Origin of the sequence: Janibacter hoylei PVAS-1, assembly GCF_000297495.1 — a bacterium.
GTDB lineage: Bacteria > Actinomycetota > Actinomycetes > Actinomycetales > Dermatophilaceae > Janibacter > Janibacter hoylei.
Window position 1 is genome coordinate 54,901 of the sequence record NZ_ALWX01000068.1, and the last position, 18,691, is coordinate 73,591.

The 18,691-nt window shown below is 70.4% G+C and carries 18 protein-coding genes and 4 pseudogenes; 14 read left to right on the plus strand and 8 right to left on the minus strand.

The features are described 5' to 3' along the window. Nucleotide 1 precedes the first annotated feature (1 nt). The 5 genes and pseudogenes from B277_RS13375 to B277_RS13385 all read left to right on the plus strand — a co-directional run bounded on the left by B277_RS13375 (nucleotide 2) and on the right by B277_RS13385 (nucleotide 3,200). Nucleotides 2-592: a hypothetical protein gene (locus B277_RS13375; RefSeq protein WP_007929108.1), complete on the plus strand. Its 591-nt coding sequence runs from the start codon at nucleotides 2-4 to the stop codon at nucleotides 590-592. Nucleotides 593-723: 131 nt separating this feature from the next. Continuing rightward, nucleotides 724-906 (plus strand): hypothetical protein, encoded by a 183-nt coding sequence (locus B277_RS20375; RefSeq protein WP_420795274.1) that lies wholly within the window; start codon nucleotides 724-726, stop codon nucleotides 904-906. Further along, nucleotides 857-1,229 (plus strand): annotated as a pseudogene (locus tag B277_RS17020) (macro domain-containing protein). Before B277_RS20375 ends, B277_RS17020 begins: the two are co-directional and overlap by 50 nt. Nucleotides 1,230-1,239: 10 nt before the next feature. After that, a complete protein-coding gene (locus B277_RS13380; RefSeq protein WP_007929114.1) occupies nucleotides 1,240-2,280 on the plus strand; it encodes a glutathione S-transferase family protein in 1,041 nt (346 codons plus the stop codon). A gap of 77 nt (nucleotides 2,281-2,357) precedes the next feature. Further along, the gene (locus tag B277_RS13385; RefSeq protein ID WP_007929115.1) at nucleotides 2,358-3,200 is read left to right on the plus strand and encodes a phosphatidylinositol-specific phospholipase C/glycerophosphodiester phosphodiesterase family protein; all 843 of its coding nucleotides are present in this window, start codon (nucleotides 2,358-2,360) and stop codon (nucleotides 3,198-3,200) included. A gap of 24 nt (nucleotides 3,201-3,224) precedes the next feature. On the opposite strand, the gene B277_RS13390 is transcribed toward B277_RS13385, so the two are convergent. Then, nucleotides 3,225-3,887, minus strand: a complete 663-nt coding sequence (locus B277_RS13390; protein ID WP_007929117.1) for a maleylpyruvate isomerase mycothiol-dependent enzyme family protein — start codon at nucleotides 3,885-3,887, stop codon at nucleotides 3,225-3,227. Between the two features lie 126 nt (nucleotides 3,888-4,013). Beyond that, on the minus strand, nucleotides 4,014-5,225 hold the full coding sequence (nadA, locus tag B277_RS13395; RefSeq protein ID WP_007929118.1) for a quinolinate synthase NadA: 1,212 nt from the start codon (nucleotides 5,223-5,225) through the stop codon (nucleotides 4,014-4,016). Between the two features lie 46 nt (nucleotides 5,226-5,271). On the opposite strand from nadA, the pseudogene B277_RS20025 reads away from it, so the two are divergent. From B277_RS20025 to aat, 5 genes and pseudogenes are all read left to right on the plus strand, one after another. Then, nucleotides 5,272-5,400, plus strand: a pseudogene (locus B277_RS20025) (glycerate kinase); the annotation flags it as partial. A gap of 133 nt (nucleotides 5,401-5,533) precedes the next feature. Beyond that, nucleotides 5,534-6,432: pseudogene (locus tag B277_RS13400) on the plus strand (glycerate kinase family protein); the annotation flags it as partial. A 117-nt stretch (nucleotides 6,433-6,549) separates the two neighbouring features. Continuing rightward, entirely contained in the window at nucleotides 6,550-6,933 is a 384-nt protein-coding gene (locus B277_RS13405) for a HesB/IscA family protein (protein WP_007929120.1), read from the plus strand. A 96-nt stretch (nucleotides 6,934-7,029) separates the two neighbouring features. After that, nucleotides 7,030-8,019 (plus strand): carbohydrate kinase family protein, encoded by a 990-nt coding sequence (locus B277_RS13410; RefSeq protein WP_007929121.1) that lies wholly within the window; start codon nucleotides 7,030-7,032, stop codon nucleotides 8,017-8,019. A gap of 170 nt (nucleotides 8,020-8,189) precedes the next feature. Continuing rightward, a complete protein-coding gene (aat, locus tag B277_RS13415) occupies nucleotides 8,190-8,771 on the plus strand; it encodes a leucyl/phenylalanyl-tRNA--protein transferase (protein WP_007929130.1) in 582 nt (193 codons plus the stop codon). Here the strand turns inward: aat and B277_RS13420 are convergent. Beyond that, nucleotides 8,768-9,964: an aminotransferase class V-fold PLP-dependent enzyme gene (locus B277_RS13420; RefSeq protein WP_007929131.1), complete on the minus strand. Its 1,197-nt coding sequence runs from the start codon at nucleotides 9,962-9,964 to the stop codon at nucleotides 8,768-8,770. The two genes, aat and B277_RS13420, sit on opposite strands and share 4 nt — an antisense overlap. Nucleotides 9,965-10,068: 104 nt before the next feature. Here B277_RS13420 and ctaC point away from each other — a divergent pair, with 104 nt between their 5' ends. The 4 genes and pseudogenes from ctaC (at nucleotide 10,069) to B277_RS13435 (ending at nucleotide 14,422) form a co-directional block, all read left to right on the plus strand. Next, on the plus strand, nucleotides 10,069-10,959 hold the full coding sequence (ctaC, locus tag B277_RS13425; protein ID WP_128277142.1) for an aa3-type cytochrome oxidase subunit II: 891 nt from the start codon (nucleotides 10,069-10,071) through the stop codon (nucleotides 10,957-10,959). Beyond that, a pseudogene (gene ctaD, locus B277_RS13430) lies at nucleotides 10,959-12,626 on the plus strand (aa3-type cytochrome oxidase subunit I); the annotation flags it as partial. The gene ctaC and the pseudogene ctaD, both read left to right, overlap by 1 nt. Nucleotides 12,627-12,699: 73 nt before the next feature. Beyond that, nucleotides 12,700-13,101 carry a cytochrome c oxidase subunit 4 gene (locus tag B277_RS17625; protein ID WP_128277140.1) on the plus strand — a complete coding sequence of 134 codons (402 nt, stop codon included), beginning with the start codon at nucleotides 12,700-12,702 and terminating at the stop codon, nucleotides 13,099-13,101. Between the two features lie 112 nt (nucleotides 13,102-13,213). After that, complete coding sequence (locus B277_RS13435; RefSeq protein ID WP_007929134.1) at nucleotides 13,214-14,422, plus strand: L,D-transpeptidase; 1,209 nt, start codon at nucleotides 13,214-13,216, stop codon at nucleotides 14,420-14,422. A 35-nt stretch (nucleotides 14,423-14,457) separates the two neighbouring features. Here B277_RS13435 and B277_RS13440 read toward each other — a convergent pair whose 3' ends face one another. From B277_RS13440 to qcrA, 5 genes are all read right to left on the minus strand, one after another. Further along, nucleotides 14,458-14,841 carry a metallopeptidase family protein gene (locus B277_RS13440; protein ID WP_007929136.1) on the minus strand — a complete coding sequence of 128 codons (384 nt, stop codon included), beginning with the start codon at nucleotides 14,839-14,841 and terminating at the stop codon, nucleotides 14,458-14,460. A 1-nt stretch (nucleotide 14,842) separates the two neighbouring features. Beyond that, the gene (locus tag B277_RS13445; protein WP_007929137.1) at nucleotides 14,843-15,874 is read right to left on the minus strand and encodes an MFS transporter; all 1,032 of its coding nucleotides are present in this window, start codon (nucleotides 15,872-15,874) and stop codon (nucleotides 14,843-14,845) included. After that, the gene (locus tag B277_RS19225) at nucleotides 15,874-16,128 is read right to left on the minus strand and encodes an MFS transporter (protein WP_238539409.1); all 255 of its coding nucleotides are present in this window, start codon (nucleotides 16,126-16,128) and stop codon (nucleotides 15,874-15,876) included. The genes B277_RS13445 and B277_RS19225 overlap by 1 nt, the downstream gene beginning before the upstream one ends. 109 nt (nucleotides 16,129-16,237) lie before the next feature. After that, nucleotides 16,238-17,944 (minus strand): cytochrome bc1 complex cytochrome b subunit, encoded by a 1,707-nt coding sequence (gene qcrB / locus B277_RS13450; RefSeq protein WP_007929141.1) that lies wholly within the window; start codon nucleotides 17,942-17,944, stop codon nucleotides 16,238-16,240. A gap of 2 nt (nucleotides 17,945-17,946) precedes the next feature. Then, nucleotides 17,947-18,691 (minus strand): cytochrome bc1 complex Rieske iron-sulfur subunit (qcrA, locus tag B277_RS13455; RefSeq protein ID WP_040881622.1); only part of this gene is annotated, 745 nt, incomplete at its 5' end.

Consider the following 18,691-nt stretch of genomic DNA (forward strand, 5'->3'; position numbering starts at 1 on the left):
CGTGCCGCAGAGCGCCGAGGAGATCTTCGAGCTGGCGAGGGCGCGCACCGACGCGCCCTCGCTGGACTTCGTCGAGTGGCCCGCCTTCCCCTGGGCGGCCGAGGGTGGCCGCGTGGTCGCCAAGGAGCTGCTCCCACCAGTGGAGGCGGACCGCGTCCGTGACGGCGAAGGGGGGCGCGCGTGCTGGCGGTGCGAGCACCCCGATGAGGGGGTCGTCTGGAGCAATGAGCGGTGGGTGCTCTCGGCCGACCGTGAAGGGCGCGGCGGTCTGCTGTCGCTGTGGTTGCAGACCCGCGCGCACATGGACTTCGGCGACATGGACGAGGAGCTCGCGGGGGAGTGGGGTCGGCTGGTGCACCGCCTGCACAACGCGCTGCTCGCCCTGCCCAACGCGGGCCGGGTCCATCTCGGCAAGTGGGGCGACGGCAGCGCGCACCTGCACACCCTGGCCATGGTGCGGCCGGCCCGGTTGCCCCAGGTCATCGGCTCCTTCGCCGTCGAGTGGGACGACCTCCTGCCCGAGGTTCCCGAGGAGGTCTGGCAGCGCGAGGTCGACGGGGTCGTCGCGGTGATGGCGACACGTGAGGGGTAACCGCAGCAGGCGACGGCGTGTCGGACTGCAGTTCATGCGGCGACGTGACCGACAGGCCCCGGTTTCCGGGGCCTGTCGTCGTCCACGGGGATGAACTGCAGTCCGACACGCCGCCGGGCAGCATGGTGCCCATGCCACAGCTCACCGCAGTCCGGGGCGACATCACGACCCAGCAGGTCGACGCGATCGTCAACGCCGCCAACTCCGCCATGCGTGGTGGTGGGGGAGTCGACGGGGGCGATCCACCGCGCGGGTGGCCCGGCCGTGCTCGAGGACTGCATCGCCCGCTTCCCCCGCGGCCTGGCCACGGGTGATGCGGGGTGGACGACGGCAGGGGACCTCCCTTCGCGCTGGGTGATCCACACGGTCGGGCCCAACCACGCTGCGGGACAACGCGATCGCTCGCTGCTCGTCTCGTGCTACCGCCGCTGCCTCGAGGTGGCCGACGAGCTGGGGGGCGCGCTCGGTCGCCTTCCCGCTCGTCAGCGCCGGCATCTACGGCTGGCCCAAGGACGACGCGATCGCCGCAGCGGTGGAGACGATCCGGTCGGCACCGACGGCCGTCGAGGAGGCGCGCATCGTCGCCTTCGACGCGGCCACCTTCGCACAGGTGGAAAAAAGTGCAAGGTTCAACTAAAGTGGTGGACATGGCACAGCGCAGCTACGTCGAGAAGGACTACACCCGCGACACCGCGTACATCGAGGACCGGATCACCTCGGACGGGTCGAGCGACTGGCCGGTCGAGCCGGGGCGCTACCGCCTCGTCGTCTCCCGGGCCTGCCCGTGGGCCAACCGCGCGATCATCGTGCGCCGGCTCCTCGGCCTCGAGGACGTCATCTCGATGGGCATCACCGGCCCGACGCACGACGCCGACAGCTGGACCTTCGACCTCGACCCGGACCACCTCGACCCGGTCCTGCAGATCCCGCGCATCAAGGACGCCTACCTCGCCCGCTTCCCCGACTACCCGAAGGGGATCACCGTCCCTGCGATGGTCGACGTGCCGAGCGGCCAGGTCGTGACCAACAACTTCCCGCAGATCACCGAGGACTTCTCGACCCAGTGGCGCGAGCACCACCGCGAGGGGGCTCCCGACCTGTGGCCCGAGCACCTGCGCGAGGAGATGGCGGTCGTCAACAAGCGGGTCTACACCGAGGTCAACAACGGCGTCTACCGCTGCGGCTTCTCCGGCGACCAGGCCGCCTACGAGGCCGCCTACGACCGGCTGTGGACCGCGATGGACTGGCTCGAGGAGCGGCTGTCGACCCGTCGCTACCTCATGGGTGAGCACATCACCGAGGCCGACGTGCGCCTCTTCACGACCTTGGCGCGCTTCGACCCCGTGTACCACGGGCACTTCAAGGCCAACCGGTCGAAGCTGGCGGAGATGCCGGTCCTGTGGGCCTACGCGCGCGACCTCTTCACGACGCCCGGCTTCGGTGACACGACCGACTTCGTCCACATCAAGAGCCACTACTACGAGGTCCACCGCGACATCAACCCGACCGGCATCGTGCCTGCCGGGCCCGACCTGTCGAACTGGCTGGAGCCGCACGGTCGTGAGCAGCTGGGCGGGTCCCCCTTCGCCTCGGGTGCCACGCCTCCCGGCCCGCCGAGCGAAGGGGAGCGCGTCCCCGTCGCGCACAACCCCCTGCTCGACGAGACCGGGATGGTCCGCTCCGCCTGACCGCTGGAGACGCGGCGTTGGTCGGTGGTTCACCGCCCGGGCGGCTGGTGGACACCCCGGCTCGCGAGGGTGGGGCCATGATCGCCACCTCCCGCGCCCTGGCCGTCACGGCCGCCGCCCTCGCCCTCGCCCTGCCTGCCGGCACGGCGCTCGCCGCACCTGCACCCGTCGAGCTGGGCACGCCGCTGCCGCAGGCCCACGCGCACAACGACTACGAGCACGAGCGCCCGCTGCTCGACGCGCTCGAGCAGGGCTTCACCTCGATTGAGGCCGACGTCTGGCTCGTCGACGGCGAGCTGCGCGTCGCTCACGACTCGTGGGAGGTCGCCGACGCGCCGACGCTCGAGGAGGCCTACCTCGACCCGCTGACCGAGATCGCCTCGCCGAACGGCAAGGAGATCTACCCGGGCTACGGCGGCGACGTCCAGCTGCTCATCGACATCAAGAGCGAGGGACCGGCGACGTGGCGGGCCGTCGAGGCCGAGCTCGCCGAGCACTCGCGGATCTTCACCCGCGTCCACCGTGGCAAGGTCAAGGACCGCGCCGTCGAGGCCGTCATCAGCGGCAACCGCCCCCGGGCCGAGATGGAGGCGGCGACGACGCGCTACTCCTTCTACGACGGGCGCTCAACCGACCTCGACTCGGGCACAGACGCCGCCCTCATGCCGCTCGTCAGCGACAACTGGACGAAGCTGTTCACCTGGCAGGGCGTCGGCGAGATGCCCGCGGCCGAGCGCGAGCGGCTGCACGACTACGTCGCCGGGGCGCACCGCGACGGCTACCGGGTGCGCTTCTGGGCGACCAATGACATCGCCGGCGAGGCCCGCACCAACCTGTGGCGTGAGCTGCGCGACGCCGGCGTCGACCACATCAACACCGACGACCTCGAGGGCCTGCAGGACTTCCTCGCGCAGGAGTGACGGCCGGCGCGGGCGAAGGGGAGGTCAGCCGCCCAGGCGCTCGCGTACCGTCGCGGCTCCGTCCCCGCCGATCCGGTCGAGGTAGGCCGGCCGGCCGCTCATGACCATGGCGAGCGTCTCGGAGGTGCCGCTGACCGTGGGGCCGGGGTCGCCCCCTTCGTCCGTGGGGTCGTGGACCCAGTCGGTGTCGGTGGCCTCCCACCGCAGGCCGTCGAGGAGCCCCGGCGTCGGGACGAAGGACTCGCGGCCGCGCGGGGAGACGATGATCCCCAGAGCCGCCTGCCAGTGCTCCAGGGGGACGGTGGCGTCCAGACCCTGCGGCTCGGCGAGGTCACGCAGGTGGATGCACGAGTCGGTGAAGGGGCCGGCCCAGCCGATGTACCAAGGCTTCGACCCGGTGCGGGCGGGGTGCCGCAGCTCGGCCGCGATCTGCGCGAGCGGACGGTCACCCAGCCGGGCCGCGTGCACGTCGCAGGCGCGGGCCATCGACCGGTGCCGGGCGGCCGTCAGCAGGAAGCGCCACGACGGCACGTGCACCGGCTGCAGCATGTGCCCGGCGAGGGTGCGCACGTTCCAGTCGTTGCACAGCGTGGCGTCGCGAGCGTGGCCCTCACCGAGTGAGTCGAGGACATCGGCGAAGAGCCGCCGGTTGTCGGCGGTCAGGGCGAGGAGCTGGGCGTCGTCCACCGGCCCAGCCTGTCAGGGGCACTCGACAAGAGAAACCCTCCCTTCGCAAGGGTTTGGAACTCCTGCGAAGAGAGGGTTTCTCGGGTGACCCGGAAATCGTGGGGCCGATGTGACGCCTGAGCCGCCTCAGTCCTTCGACGTCTCGCCGGGCAGCGCGAGCATCTGGTCGAGCGCGACCTTCGCCCAATGGGCGACGTCGGCATCGACGCTGATCTGGTTGACCACGCGCCCCTCGGCGAGCGACTCGAGAGCCCAGACGAGGTGGGGCAGGTCGATGCGGTTCATCGTCGAGCAGTAGCAGACGTTCTTTTCCAGGAAGCTGATCTCCTGGTCGGGGAACATCTGCCCGAGACGCTGCACGAGGTTGAGCTCCGTGCCGACGACCCACTTCGTGCCGGCCGGCGCCGCGGCGACGGTCTTGATGATGCTCTCGGTCGAGCCGACCTCGTCGGCGAGCTCGACGACCTCGTGGCGGCACTCGGGGTGGACGATGACCTTGACACCCGGGATCTCCCGCCGGGCGGTCTCGACGGCGTCGACGGTGAAGCGGCCGTGGACCGAGCAGTGCCCGCGCCACAGGATCATCCGGGCGTCGCGGATCTGCTCGACCGTCAGCCCGCCGCGGGGCTGGTGCGGGTCCCACACGACGCAGTCGTCGAGGTCGCGTCCGAGGTCGCGCGCCCACGTGTTGCGGCCGAGGTGCTGGTCGGGCAGGAAGAGGACCTTGCCCTCGCCGTCGAGGCCACCGGTCTGCTCGAAGGCCCAGGTCAGCGCCGTCCGCGCATTGCTCGAGGTGCAGATCGTGCCGCCGTTGCGGCCGGTGAAGGCCTTGATCGCGGCGCTGGAGTTCATGTACGTCACCGGGACGGTCGTCTCGGCCAGGCCGAGCTCGACGAGCTCGTCCCAGCAGTCCTCGACCTGGTGCGATGCAGCCATGTCGGCCATCGAGCAGCCGGCGGCGAGGTCGGGCAGCACGACGGTCTGCCCGTCGCTCGTGAGGATGTCCGCCGACTCCGCCATGAAGTGGACGCCGCAGAAGACGATGTACGGCGCGTCGGGTCGCGCGGCCGCCTCCTTGGCGAGCTTGAAGGAGTCGCCGGTCGTGTCCGCGAACTCGATGACCTCGTCGCGCTGGTAGTGGTGACCGAGGACGAAGACGCGGTCGCCGAGCGCCTCCTTGGCGGCACGGGCGCGCGCGACGAGCCCCGGGTCGGAGGGCGCCGGCAGGTCGCCGGGGCACTCGACACCGCGCTCGGAGTGCGGGTCGGTGCCCTGCCCGAGGACGAGCAGGCTAAGGGGCTTCGGCGAGGACTGCGTCGTGGCGCTCACGGCAGGCATGATCCCACAGCGGTGAGCCGGTGCTCGGTACAGTCCACGGGTGCACGTGATCATCGCCCCGGACTGCTTCACCGGCACCCTCACCGCCACGCAGGCGGCCGAGGCGCTCGCCGCCGGGTGGCGCCGCCGGGCACCCGATGACCTCCTGACGCTCGTGCCCCTGTCGGACGGCGGGCCCGGCTTCCTCGACGTGCTGACGGCGAACGTGCCGGGCGAGTCCTCGATCGTCACCACCACGGACCCGCGGGGCCGGGCCGTGCCGGCAGCCCTGCACATCACGACGGACGAAGGGGGTCGACGGCACCGCCTGGGTGGAGTCGGCCCAGGCGATCGGCCTGCACCTGCTCGAGGTGCCCGAGCGCGATCCCGGGGTGACGACGACGTGGGGTCTCGGCGAGCTGCTCGCCGCCGCCCTCGACCAGGGCGTCGACCGGGTGGTCGTCGGCTTGGGCGGCTCGGCGACCAATGACGCCGGAGCCGGGATGCTCGCCGCCCTCGGCGCCGGCCCGCGCGAGGCCCTCGCAGGTGGCGGCGCGGGGCTCATCGCCGTGCGCGAGGCCGACCTCGCGGGGCTGGCGGCCACCCGCGAGCGCTTCGCCGGGGTCGAGCTCGTCGCGGCGACCGATGTCGCCTCGCCGCTCCTCGGCCTGCAGGGCGCGAGCGCCGTCTTCGCCGCGCAGAAGGGCGCCGACCCCGAGCAGTCCCAGCTGCTCGAGGGCGCGCTCGGTCACTTCGTCGACCAGGTCCGCCGGGTCCTGCCCGCCGGTACGGACCTGCTGAGCGGCCGCGAGCGGCGCCTCGACCGCGAGCCGGGGGCGGGTGCTGCCGGCGGCGTCGGCTACGCCTGATGCTCCTCGGGGCGCGACGGGCCAGCGGTGTGGAGATGGTCCTCGACGCCGTCGGCATGGACGGGCTCGTCGCCGCGGCGGACCTCGTCGTCACGGGGGAGGGGCGGCTCGACTGGCAGAGCCTGCAGGGCAAGGTCGTCGCGGGGGTCGCCGAGCTCGCCCAGCGCCACGCGACGCCCGCCATCGCCGTTGCCGGCCAGGTGCTCATCGGGCGTCGCGAGTCGATGGCCCTCGGCCTGAGCGGCACGTACGCCGTCGCCGAGCGCGAGGAGGACGTCGAGCGGGCCATGGCCGACTCGGTCGGGACCCTGCGCTCGCGCACCGAGCGGATCGCGGCGACGTGGTCACCGCGCCGGTGACCCCCCTTCGCCCCTGACGTATGGTGGAGGAGCGGGAACAACCCGCGCACAGCGCGTGTTGACCCCGTCGTGGCGGACCCCGTCACCCACAGTTTCCCCGAGTCGTGAGGACATCGCATGAGCGTCCAGGACACCCAGGCCACCACCACCGAGGCCGTCGAGACGGCTGCCGACAGCCACGGCGTCATCCTCACCGACGTCGCCGCCGGCAAGGTCAAGTCGTTGCTCGAGCAGGAGGGCCGTGACGACCTGCGCCTGCGCATCGGCGTCCAGCCCGGTGGCTGCTCCGGCCTGATCTACCAGCTGTACTTCGACGAGCGCTCGCTCGACGGTGACCTCGTGCGCGACTTCGACGGTGTCGAGGTCGTCGTCGACCGGATGAGCGCCCCGTACCTCGGCGGCGCGACGATCGACTTCGCCGACACCATCGAGAAGCAGGGCTTCACCATCGACAACCCCAACGCGGGCAGCTCCTGCGCCTGCGGCGACAGCTTCAGCTGATCTGCCCGGCCCCGTGACGAAGGGGGGTGCCCACCGCGAGGTGGGCACCCCCCTTCGTCGTGCCGGGGCGCAGCCGCACGTCTGTAGGGTGGCCCGGTGCCCATCGCCATCGCCGGATCCATCGCCACCGACCACCTGATGACCTTCTCGGGTCGCTTCGCCGACTCGCTCGTCGTCGACCAGCTCGACAAGATCTCCGTGAGCTTCCTGGCCCACAAGCTCGAGATCCGCCGCGGGGGTGTGGCGGCCAACATCTCCTTCGGCATGGCCAACCTCGGGCAGCGCCCCGTGCTCGTCGGCTCGGTGGGCGAGGACTTCGCCGACTACCGCAGCTGGCTCGAGCGCCACGGCGTCGACTGCGCCTCCGTGCGGGTCTCGGAGACGCAGCACACCGCCCGCTTCGTCTGCACGACCGACGACGACATGGCCCAGATCGCGACCTTCTACGCCGGGGCGATGACCGAGGCCCGCGAGATCGAGCTCGGCCCGATCGCCGCGCGCGTCGGCGGTCTCGACCTCGTCCTCGTCGGCCCGGACGACCCCGAGGCCATGCGCCGGCACACCCGCGAGTGCCGCACGCGCGGCATCCCCTTCGTCGCCGACCCGAGCCAGCAGCTGGCCTTCGGCGACGGCGAGCTGATCCGCGAGCTCATCGACGGTGCCGAGTACCTCATCACCAACGAGTACGAGTCGCACCTCACGGAGCAGAAGACCGGCTGGACGCAGGCGGAGATCGACGAGCGCGTCCGCTACCGGGTGACGACGCTCGGCAAGGACGGCGTGCGCATCACCGGGCGAGACCTCGAGGAGCCGATCGTCGTGGGTGTCGCCCGCGAGGTCACCAAGGCGGACCCGACGGGCGTGGGCGACGCCTTCCGCGCCGGCTTCCTCACCGGTGTCAGCGAAGGGCTGCCGCTGCGCGAGTCCGCCGAGCTCGGCTCGATGCTCGCGACCTATGTCATCGAGACCGTCGGCACGCAGGAGTACGAGCTCGGCACCGCCCGCTTCCTCGAGCGGCTCGCGGAGGCCTACGGGCAGGAGAGCGCCGACCTCATCGCCGGCCACATCACCTGCCCGCGCCCCTGACCGGGCCCCACCCCCGCCGATGAGCCGACCCCCCCTTCCCACCCGTCGAGCCGGCGGGCGGCACGGCGCTGTGGGCGGGCTACCTGCGGGCGGGCCTGTCGTCGGCGGAGCTGGCCCCCTCCGACGTCGGTGACGTCGTCGGGGTCGGCGGCACGCTCGACCCGGCGTCCGTGCTCACCGCCTACCGTCTCGGGGTCTTCCCCATGGGTCTGGGCGAAGGGGGGACCCCGCCGATGGGGTGGTGGTGCCCCACGTGGCGCGGGGTGCTGCGACCCGGCCACGTGCACGTCAGCCGGTCGCTGCGCCGGTCCCTGCGAAGCTTCGAGGTGACCGTCGACGAGGACTTCGCCGCCGTGGTCGCGGCGTGCGCCGACCCCGACCGTGACGGGCACTGGATCACGCCTGACGTCGTCGCGGCCTACACCGAGCTGCACGCCCTCGGCTGGGCGCACAGCGTCGAGGTGCGCGATGGTGACGGGACCCTCGTCGGTGGCCTCTACGGCATCGCCGTCGGTGGGCTCTTCGCCGGTGAGTCGATGTTTCACCACGCCACCGACGCCTCCAAGGCGGCGCTCGTGCACCTCGACCGGATGATCGCCGCCGACGGCGACCCACGGCGGATCATCGACGTCCAGTGGCGCACACCGCACCTGGGCAGCCTCGGCATCGAGGAGATCCACCGGCAGGAGTACCTCGCCCGGCTGCGGCTGGCCCTCGAGGCGCCGACCCCCGACCTCGCGAGCCTCGTCTAGAGGCCGAGCCGGGCCCGGCACGTCGCGACGACGTCGGGCAGCTGCTCGACGAGGGCGGCGACGGCGGCCTCGCGCTCGGGTGCCACCGCGGCGAGCGGCAGCGTGATGCGGACATTGCCCTGGGTGAGGGCGCCCATCGCCGCGAGCACGTGGCTGGGCTCGAGGGTGTCCGACGTGCAGGCCGACCCCGACCCGACCGCGAGCCCGCGCCGGGCCAGCTCGTCGACGATCGTCTCCCCGTCGACGTAGAGCACCGAAAAGGTGCACACGTGGGGCAGCCGGTCGTCCGGGTCGCCGACGACGTCGACCTCCTCGACGGCCGCGGCCGCCTCACGGACCCGCGCGACGAGGGCGCGGGCGGCCCTCCCTTCGTCGTCGGCGACCGCCGCGGTCTGCTGCCACGCCTCCGCGGCCGCGAGGGCCGTCGGGACGTCGACCGGGTCGAGGGCGAGACCCCCTTCGTAGGGGCTCGGCGGGTGGTGGGGTGCGACCCGCGTGCCGGTGCGGACGACGAGCACCCCGAGGCGCGGCCCGCCCCAGGTCGTCGCGTCGCCGACGAGCACGTCGTAGTCGCGCACCGGCAGGTCCCGCCCCAGCCCGGCGCGGGCGTCGACGAGCAGCGGCACACCGTGCCCGGTCGTGATCGCGCGAGCCGCGGCGAGGGGCTGGCGGGTACCGACCTCCTGGTTGGCCGACTGCAGCACCGCGAAGGAGGTCTCCGGGGTGACCGCCTCCGCCCACGCCGTGAGGTCGACCGCGCCGGTGGGGGAGACGGGGACCTCCACCGGGGGCGTCTCGCCCGCCCGCAGCCACCGCAGGACGGCGGAGTGCTCCACGGCCGAGGCCACCGGCGCGCCGGGCAGGCGCCGTCGGCCAAGGGCAAGTAGCTCCAGCGCCGCCCGGGTGGCCTGGGCACCGCTCGCGTGCAGCGTCACCTCGTCGGTGCGCACCCCGAGGCCCCGGGCGACGACCTCTCGGGCCCGGTCGAGCAGGGCCCGGCTGCGACGCGCCGCGGCGTGCCGGGCCGAGGGGTCCGCCCAGGCCACGTCGTGCGCCGCCAGCAGGGTGTCGCGGGCGGCCGGCAGCAGGGGTCCGGGGGTCGCGTCGAGCAGGCCCGACGCGCCCTGCGCGGAGGGGCTGCCGGGTGCCGTATCGAAGGGGGCGCTCCCGGACGAATCGCTCTGTCTCGCCACGTGTCGAGGCTAATGCCCCCCCTTCGCAGGGAGTGTGGGTGACCTGCGGTAACGTGATCCCCGTCTTCTGAAAACTTCGGACCAGTAGTAGGTGCCCCTTGCCTGTGTCTTCGAGCGCGAACTCCCGGCGGACTCGCCGCGGAGTCGGTGCCATCGGACTTGTCATCGCCGTCGTGGCGCTCTCGGCGTGCAGTGCGGTTGGTGTCCACACCAGCCCGAGCAACGGGTACCTCCCCGAGGGGGTGACCGAAGAGGCCCCGATCGTCGAAAACCTGTGGATCGGCGCGTGGATCGCCGCCCTCGCCGTTGGTGTCCTCGTCTGGGGTCTGATCCTCTGGTGCATGGTCGCCTACCGCCGCCGCAAGGGTGACGACGAGCTGCCCGTCCAGCTGCAGTACAACGTGCCGCTGGAGATCCTCTACACCGTCGTCCCGATGCTCATGGTGGGCGCGCTCTTCTACTACACCGAGGACGCGCAGACCAAGCTGCACGACGTCTCGAAGGAGCCCGACACGACGATCAACGTCGTCGGCAAGCAGTGGAGCTGGGACTTCAACTACGTCGACGAGGGCGTCCACGAGGCGGGCCAGATGGCCGAGCTCGACGGCAAGACCGGGGCGGAGGAAAAGCTGCCGACCCTCTACCTGCCCGTCGGTGAGCGCGTCGAGTTCGTCCTCACCTCGCGCGACGTCATCCACTCCTTCTGGGTGCCCGCCTTCCTCGAGAAGATGGACGTCAACCCGGGCCTGGTCAACCGCTTCCAGGTGACCCCCAACCAGACCGGCACCTTCCAGGGCAAGTGCGCCGAGCTGTGCGGCGCCTACCACTCGCAGATGCTCTTCAACGTCAAGGTCGTCGAGCGCGACGAGTACGACGCACACATGGCCGAGCTCAAGGACAAGGGCCAGACCGGCCTGCTCGACAACGGGCTCAACCGTGAAAAGGTCGCCAACCGCGACCAGCACCTCATCGACGACATCGAGGGGAAGAACTGATGTCCACCGCCTCCGGCGCATTCGCCAGGAACACCTCGGAGACCGAGGTCTCCGAGCGCACCATCGCCCGCCGCGAGCGGGCCGGGTCGCAGTTCTTCCGCCACATCACGACGACCGACCACAAGGTCATCGGCAACCTCTACATGATCACCAGCTTCGTGTGGTTCCTCCTCGGAGGACTCATGGCGCTGGTCATCCGCCTCGAGCTGTGGGCCCCCGGCCTGCAGGTGGTGGACAACCCCGAGCAGTTCAACGAGATGTTCACGATGCATGGCACGATCATGCTGCTGCTGTTCGCGACGCCGGCCTTCGCCGCCTTCGCCAACGCGCTCATGCCACTGCAGATCGGTGCACCTGATGTCGCCTTCCCGCGACTGAACATGTTCGCCTACTGGCTCTACCTCTTCGGCGGCATCATCGCGGCCGCCGGTCTCCTCACCCCAGGTGGCGCGGCCTCCTTCGGCTGGACCGCCTACACCCCGCTGTCCGACCCGACCTACAGCCCCGGTCTCGGTGGCGACCTGTGGGTCTGGGGTCTCGCCCTCAGCGGCTTCGGCACCATCCTCGGCGCCGTCAACTTCATCACGACGATCGTGTGCATGCGCGCCCCGGGCATGACGATGTTCCGCATGCCGCTCTTCACGTGGAGCGTGCTGATCACCTCGGTCCTCATCCTCATGGCCTTCCCCATCCTCGCGGCGGCGCTCATCGGCCTGGGTGTCGACCGTCGCTTCGGCGGTCAGATCTTCGACCCGGCCAGCGGCGGCGCGCTGCTGTGGCAGCACCTCTTCTGGTTCTTCGGCCACCCCGAGGTCTACGTCCTGGCGCTGCCCTTCTTCGGCGTGATCTCCGAGATCCTGCCGGTCTTCTCCCGCAAGCCGATCTTCGGCTACAAGAGCCTGGTCTTCGCGACGATCGCCATCGCGGCGCTGTCCGTGTCCGTGTGGGCCCACCACATGTACGGCACCGGCCAGATCTTCCTGCCCTTCTTCGCGATCATGACGATGGCGATCTCGGTGCCCACCGGTGTGAAGTTCTTCAACTGGATCGGCACGATGTGGGGCGGCAAGCTCGAGTTCGCCTCGCCCTTGTACTGGGCGATCGGCTTCCTCGTGACCTTCCTCTTCGGTGGTCTGACGGGTGTCATCATGGCCAGCCCCGCGCTGGACTTCCACATCACCGACACCTACTTCATCGTCGCCCACTTCCACTACGTCCTCTTCGGCACGATCGTCTTCTCCTTCTTCGGCGGCCTGTACTTCTGGTGGCCGAAGCTCACGGGCAAGATGCTCGACGAGCGACTGAGCAAGCTGCAGTTCTGGCTGCTCTTCATCGGCTTCCACACGACCTTCCTCATCCAGCACTGGCTGGGCGTCGAGGGCATGCCGCGCCGCTACGCCGACTACATGCCGGAGGACCGCTTCCAGCTGGCCAACCAGATCTCGACGGTCGGCTCGTTCATCCTCGCCGCGAGCTTCCTGCCCTTCTTCTACAACGTGTGGAAGACGCAGACGAGCGCGCCCAAGGTCGAGGTCGACGACCCCTGGGGCTACGGCAACAGCCTCGAGTGGGCGACCTCCTGCCCGCCGCCGCGGCACAACTTCACGTCGATCCCGCCGATCCGCTCCGAGCGGCCGGTCTTCGACATGAACCACCCCGAGTACGCACCGGCTGCCATCCGGTCGCGCCACGAGCGCGCCGCGGTCGCCGCCACCTCCAACACCGACGGTGAGGGCACCCATGAAGACCGAGGTCAACTTCTTCGCTGGCATCGGCATCTTCTTCGCCGCGGTCGCCGCGTGGTACGGCCTGTGGACCGACTGGTCAGAGCCCGTCGGATGGGTCGCGCTCTTCCTGAGCGCGGGCATGGGCCTGATGATCGCCTTCTTCCTGTGGAACACGGCGCGCAAGCTCCCCGCCCGTCCGGACGACGACGAGGACGGCGAGATCGAGATGGCCGAGGGCCCCTACGGTGCCTTCGCCCCGTACTCCTGGTGGCCGCTGTGGCTCTCGCTCTCGGGCTCGATCATCTTCCTCGGCGTGGCCGTGGGCCTGTGGGTTGCCGCCTTCGGCGTCATCCTCGGCGTCTGGGCCCTCTGCGGCTGGGTCTTCGAGTACTACAAGGGTGAGCACGCCCACTGACCTCAGCGCGTACACTGGCTGAAGGGGCCACGGACCACGGTCCGGCCCCTTCTGTCGTGTGCGGGGCGGAGATCCCGCCCGACACCTGCGTCAAACCTCTGGGGGTGTGTCTGTGCTCGTCGTCCGTCGCCTGCGCCTGATCGCGTGGGCTCTGGTCCTGTCCCTGCTCGTCGCGTCGTGCGCGGGTGGTGGGGACTCGCCCGGTGAGGGCGACGGCGCGTCCGGCGGTTCCTCCTCGAGCTCGACCGCAGCCAAGGACCTGCCGCCGGCCGAGATCAAGGTCAACCCCGCCAAGGGCACGAAGGCCGTCATGCCCGACGACGAGATCAACGTCCAGGTCATGCGGGGCACGCTCACGGACGTCCAGGTGACCGGCGCCGGCCGTGCCGTCGAGGGCGAGATCGACGGGCAGTCGTGGACCTCCACGCAGCGGTTGGCTCCCGACGCCACCTACACCGTGGCGGTGACGGCGGACGGCCCCGAAGGCGGCTCGACGACCCAGAAATCGACCTTCACCACGCACGCCCCGGAGGTGACGGCCACCTACGGCATCGTCTACGACCAGCAGACCGTCGGTGTCGGCATGCCGGTGAGCATCCAGTTCGACTCCGAGGTGACGGACAAGAAGTACCGCACGGCGATCGAAAAGGCCGTCTCGGTCAAGACGACGCCGCAGACCGAGGGCTCGTGGGGGTGGCTCGACAACCGTCAGCTGATGTGGCGGCCCAAGGATTTCTGGGCCCCGGGTACCACGGTGTCGGTCGACGCGCCGCTCACCGGCTTCCAGACCGGCGAGGACAAGTGGGTCGCCGAGGACCGCTCCGGGTCGATGACGATCGGGCGCGAGCAGATGACCCGGGTCGACATCGACAAGCACACGATGACCGTCACCCGAGGCGGCAAGCAGGTCAAGTCCTTCCCGGTGAGCAGCGGCAAGCCGGGCAAGGACACCGAGACCCGCTCCGGGATGAAGGTCGTCATCGGCAAGCAGCGCGAGATGACGATGGACTCGGCGACCGTGGGCATCGACAAGGGCGATCCAGGTTACTACAAGGTCGACACCAACTTCAACGTGCGCGTCACCTGGACGGGGGAGTTCGTGCACTCGGCGCCCTGGTCGGTCGGTGCGCAGGGCAGCAGCAACGTCTCCCACGGGTGCGTCAACGTCGCACCGGCGGGTGCCGAGTGGTTCTACGACAACTCGTTGCCCGGCGACCCGGTCGACTTCACCGGCTCCGAGCGAGAGTTCCAGCCCACCGAGGGCATCGGCGTGTGGCAGTACAGCTACGACGAGTGGCAGGAGCAGAGCGCCACGGCCTGAGTGGCGCCACGCCGTGCGCGACCGTGGCGCTCGGGTCACCCCCAGCCGAGCTCGTGGAGCCGCTCCTCGTCGATCCCGACGTGGTGCCCGGCCTCGTGGACGATCGTGATCGCGATCTCCTCGCGCAGCTCGTCCGCGTCGGCGCACATCCGGGTCAGGGGCCCGCGGAAGAGGATGATCCGGTCCGGGAGCGCACCGGCGGCCCATCCACCATCACGCTCGGTGAGCGGGGTGCCGAGGTAGATGCCCAGCAGGTCGGTCTGCTCCTCGACCGGCCACGACGGGTCGACGTGCTCGGGGCCCGGCTCCTCCTCGACGAAGAAGGCGACGTTGTCGAGCATGGCGAGCAGCTCCTGGGGCACCTCGTCGAGGGCCTCGCCGACGAGCCGCTCGAAGTCCTCCGCGCTGATGGTGACCACCTCAGACCGCCTCGGGGGTGGTGAGGTCAGTGGCCTCAGGCAGGGTGCGAGAGCCCATGGCCGGTGTGCTGCCCCGGCCGGTGACCCGGTGGATGTGGAAGAGGGCGATCCCGAGCAGGAGCAGACCCAGGCTCGTCAGCGCCAGGCGGGCGAGGGAGGTCGCCGCCAAGGGGACGACCACAGCGGTCAGCGTGGCATTGAGGACGAGCATGACGAAGGTCGAGACCGAGGCTGCCGTCCCGCGCGCGTGCGGCACGGTGTCGAGCAGCGTGAGCTGGTAGACGGGCAGCGAGATCCCCGTGCCGAAGGCGATGGCCGTGGGGCCGACGACGGCCCAGGGGAGCGTCGCCGTCGCCGGCAGCATGGCCAGGACCACGCCCAGCAGCGCCCCGGAGAGGGCCACGACCTGACCCCCGACGATGAGCCGCGCACCGCTGACCCGCTCCGCCAGACGGCCGTTGGTGAAGGACCCGAGGACCATGCCGGCGACCATCGGCACGAAGAAGACCCAGAAGTCCTGCTCGCCGAGCCCGAGCAGCGTCACGATGAAGATCGGCGCGGCCCCGATGTAGAGGAACTGCCCGGCGAAGGAGAGGGCCGAGGCTGCTGACAGCAGCTGGAAGCGGGGCATCCGCGCCACCGAGACGACCCCACCGAGGACGGAACGCACGTCGAGGGGTGTCCGCAGGTGGGGCGGGTGGCTCTCCGGGAGGAGGACGAGCACGGTGATCGCGATGATGGCACCGAAGACCGAGAGGAACCAGAAGACGAGCGGCCAGGGCCCGGCGAGCAGGAGCCAGCCACCGATGATCGGGGCGATGGCCGGGCCGATGCCGAAGATCATCGCGATGGTGCTCATCAGTCGTTGGGCCCGAGCCCCTTCGAAGAGGTCGCGCACCACGGTGCGCGAGACGATCGTCCCCGCCCCGGCGGACATCCCCTGCAGGACGCGGAAGGCGAGGAGGACGGGCAGCGAAGGGGAGAGGGCGCACCCGATCGAGGCGAGGGCGTAGACCGCCGCTCCCGTGACCATCACGGTTTGCGGCCGATGGCATCGCTGAGCGGCCCGTGGAAGAGACTCATCAGGGCGAAGGCCCCGAGGTAGGCGCTCACGACGAGCTGCATGGAGGCGTCCGACACCTCGAAGTCCTCACCCATGGACTGGAAGGCGGGGAAGGGGGTGTCGATCGAGAAGGGCCCGAACATCCCGAGCAGGGCGAGCAGCACCGTCGTCACGGCCAGCGGCGCGGTGCGGGGTGGGGCTGCGGAGAGCCGGGATCGGATCATCGGGGTCATCCTCGCACCGGGGGTGACGCTCTTCGTCGGCGGTCTCGCACGCGACACGACGCAGGCCCCGGAGGACAACCTCCGGGGCCTGCGTCGTGAGCGGTGGGGATCAGTGCGTGGAGACCTTGTCCCCGGCCTCGATCGCCTCGTGGCCGTGCTCGTGGTGGGCCGCCTCCAGCTCCGCCGGGGTGACCGGCTGGACGGCCCCGTCGAAGTAGAAGGAGTACAGCCGGGCACGCAGCTTGTTCTTGCGGGCCTTCTTCTTGTCCTCGACGCCGTTGGCGTCGACGGCCGGCTCGAGCTCCAGGGGAGCGACCGCCTCGTGCTGGACGAGGGTCCAGCGCGTGTGCGGGTCGAGCGGCTCGTGGATCTCGTGGAAGTCGCCGGCGGCACCGCGCTGGATGCGCCCGGTCTCCCGCCCGTGCAGGACGAGGTCGCGGTCATGGCGCTGCAGGCTCAGGCAGATCCGCTTCGTCGCCCAGAAGGCGATGACCGGGCCGACGAAGGTCAGCACGCGCAGGATCTGCGTGATGTCGTTGATCGACATGCCGAACTTGATGGCGATGATGTCGTTGCTCGCGGCAAACATCAGCACGCCGTACAGGGTCAGCGCCGCCATGCCGAGCGCGGTGCGGGTCGGGGCGTTGCGCGGGCGGTCGAGCAGGTGGTGCTCGCGCTTGTCACCGGTGACCCAGGCCTCGATGAAGGGGTAGGCGATCATGCCGCCGTAGAAGGCGGGGATGACCATGAGCGCACCGACGATGACCGGCCAGGCCCACGTGAAGCCGAAGGTCTCGAACTCCATGAAGCCGGGCAGCAGGCGCAGCGCGCCGTCGGGGAAGCCCATGTACCAGTCGGGCTGGGCGCCTGCCGTCGTCGCGTTGGGCTCGTAGGGGCCGTGCACCCAGACCGCGTTGATCTGGACCAGCGCGGAGATCAGCGCGATGCCACCGAAGACGATGAAGAAGAAGCCACCGGCCTTGGCCGCGTAGACCGGCATGACGGGGAAGCCGACGACGTTGTCGTTGGTCTTGCCCGGGCCGGGGTACTGGGTGTGCTTCTGCAGCGCGACGAGCACGATGTGCACGGTGAAGAGCGCGATGAGCAGCGCCGGCAGCAGGAGGATGTGCACCGAGTACAGGCGCGGGATGATGTCCTCGCCCGGGAAGGTGCCGCCGAAGAGGCCGTAGCTGAGGTAGCTGCCGATGACCGGAGCGGCGACCATGAAGCCCTGCGCGGCGCGCAGACCCGTACCGGAGAGCAGGTCGTCGGGGAGGGAGTAGCCGGCGAAGCCCTCGACGAGCGCGAGGAGCGACAGGACGCAGCCGATGACCCAGTTGAGCTCACGCGGCTTGCGGAAGGCGCCGGTGAAGAACACGCGGAGCATGTGCACCGACAGGGCCACGATGAAGAGCAGCGCGGACCAGTGGTGGATCTGCCGGATGAGCAGACCGCCCTTGACGTCGAAGGAGATGTCGAGGGTGGACGCGTAGGCGCGGGACATCTCGACGCCCTGGAGCGGCGCGTAGCTGCCCTCGTACGTCGTGTGGCCCATCGACGGGTCGAACCAGAAGGTCAGGAAGACCCCGGTGAGCATGCACACGATCATCGAGTACATGGCGATCTCACCGAGCATGAAGGACCAGTGGTCCGGGAAGACCTTGCGCATGAGGTACCCGACGCCCTTGGCGGCGCCGGTCCGGTCGTCGATCCAGCCGGCGACGCCGCCGACCTTCTTCACGCCGGGGGAGAGGGGCGCCTTGGCCGGTGCGTCATCGGCACGAAGGGCGTCCGCGGGACGGGCGTTGGCGGTCACGATCAACCACGCTCCCAGAAGCTCGGGCCGACCGGTTCCTGGAAGGGCTGGTCAGCGATGAGGTAACCCTCGCTGTCGACGGTGATCTTCAGCTGCGGCAGCGGGTGGCCGGCCGGGCCGAAGATGACCTCGCAGTCATTGGTCACGTCGAAGGTGGACTGGTGGCAGGGGCACAGCAGGTGGTGCGTCGTCTGCTCGTAGAGGCCGACGGGGCAGCCGACGTGGGTGCACACCTTGGAGTAGGCGACGATGCCCTGGTAGCCCCACTCGCGGGCCTTGCGGCCCTTGTCGGTGTCCTGGAAGTCCTTCGGGTCCAGACGCATGAGCAGGACGGAGGCCTTGCTCATCTCGTTGAGCTTGCCGTCGCGCAGGCTCAGCAGGCCCTCGGGCTGGATGTGGAAGACCGAGCCGATGGTGACGTCGCTCGGCTTGATCGGCGTGTCCTCGGGGTCGCGGTGCAGACGCAGCTTCTTGGCGACGTACTTGCCGTCCTTGCCCTTCTCACCGTTCCAGAAGGTGACCGACAGGTCGTTGCGCGGCAGCGGGCCGAGCGAGCCACCGATCTGGACGAGCAGCGGGACGGCGAAGAGGCCCATGGCCGCACCGAAGGTCATCTTCAGCAGCGGACGACGGGTGAGCTGCGAGCTCTCGCCGCCCTCGAGCATCGTGTCGACGAAGCCCTGGCGGTCCTCGTCGCTCGAGCGCATCGGGTGACGCATCTCGACGACCTCGGTGTCGGGCATAGGC

Excerpts from the sequence above, each read along its gene's own strand:
- B277_RS19225 (WP_238539409.1), bottom strand. The coding sequence starts at position 16,128 with ATGATCCGATCCCGGCTCTCCGCAGCCCCACCCCGCACCGCGCCGCTG.
- nadA (WP_007929118.1), bottom strand. The coding sequence starts at position 5,225 with ATGCCTGCCGTGAGCGCCACGACGCAGTCCTCGCCGAAGCCCCTTAGC.
- B277_RS13405 (WP_007929120.1), top strand. The coding sequence starts at position 6,550 with ATGAGCGTCCAGGACACCCAGGCCACCACCACCGAGGCCGTCGAGACG.
- B277_RS20375 (WP_420795274.1), top strand. The coding sequence starts at position 724 with ATGCCACAGCTCACCGCAGTCCGGGGCGACATCACGACCCAGCAGGTC.
- B277_RS13445 (WP_007929137.1), bottom strand. The coding sequence starts at position 15,874 with ATGGTCACGGGAGCGGCGGTCTACGCCCTCGCCTCGATCGGGTGCGCC.
- B277_RS13380 (WP_007929114.1), top strand. The coding sequence starts at position 1,240 with ATGGCACAGCGCAGCTACGTCGAGAAGGACTACACCCGCGACACCGCG.
- B277_RS13385 (WP_007929115.1), top strand. The coding sequence starts at position 2,358 with ATGATCGCCACCTCCCGCGCCCTGGCCGTCACGGCCGCCGCCCTCGCC.
- B277_RS17625 (WP_128277140.1), top strand. The coding sequence starts at position 12,700 with ATGAAGACCGAGGTCAACTTCTTCGCTGGCATCGGCATCTTCTTCGCC.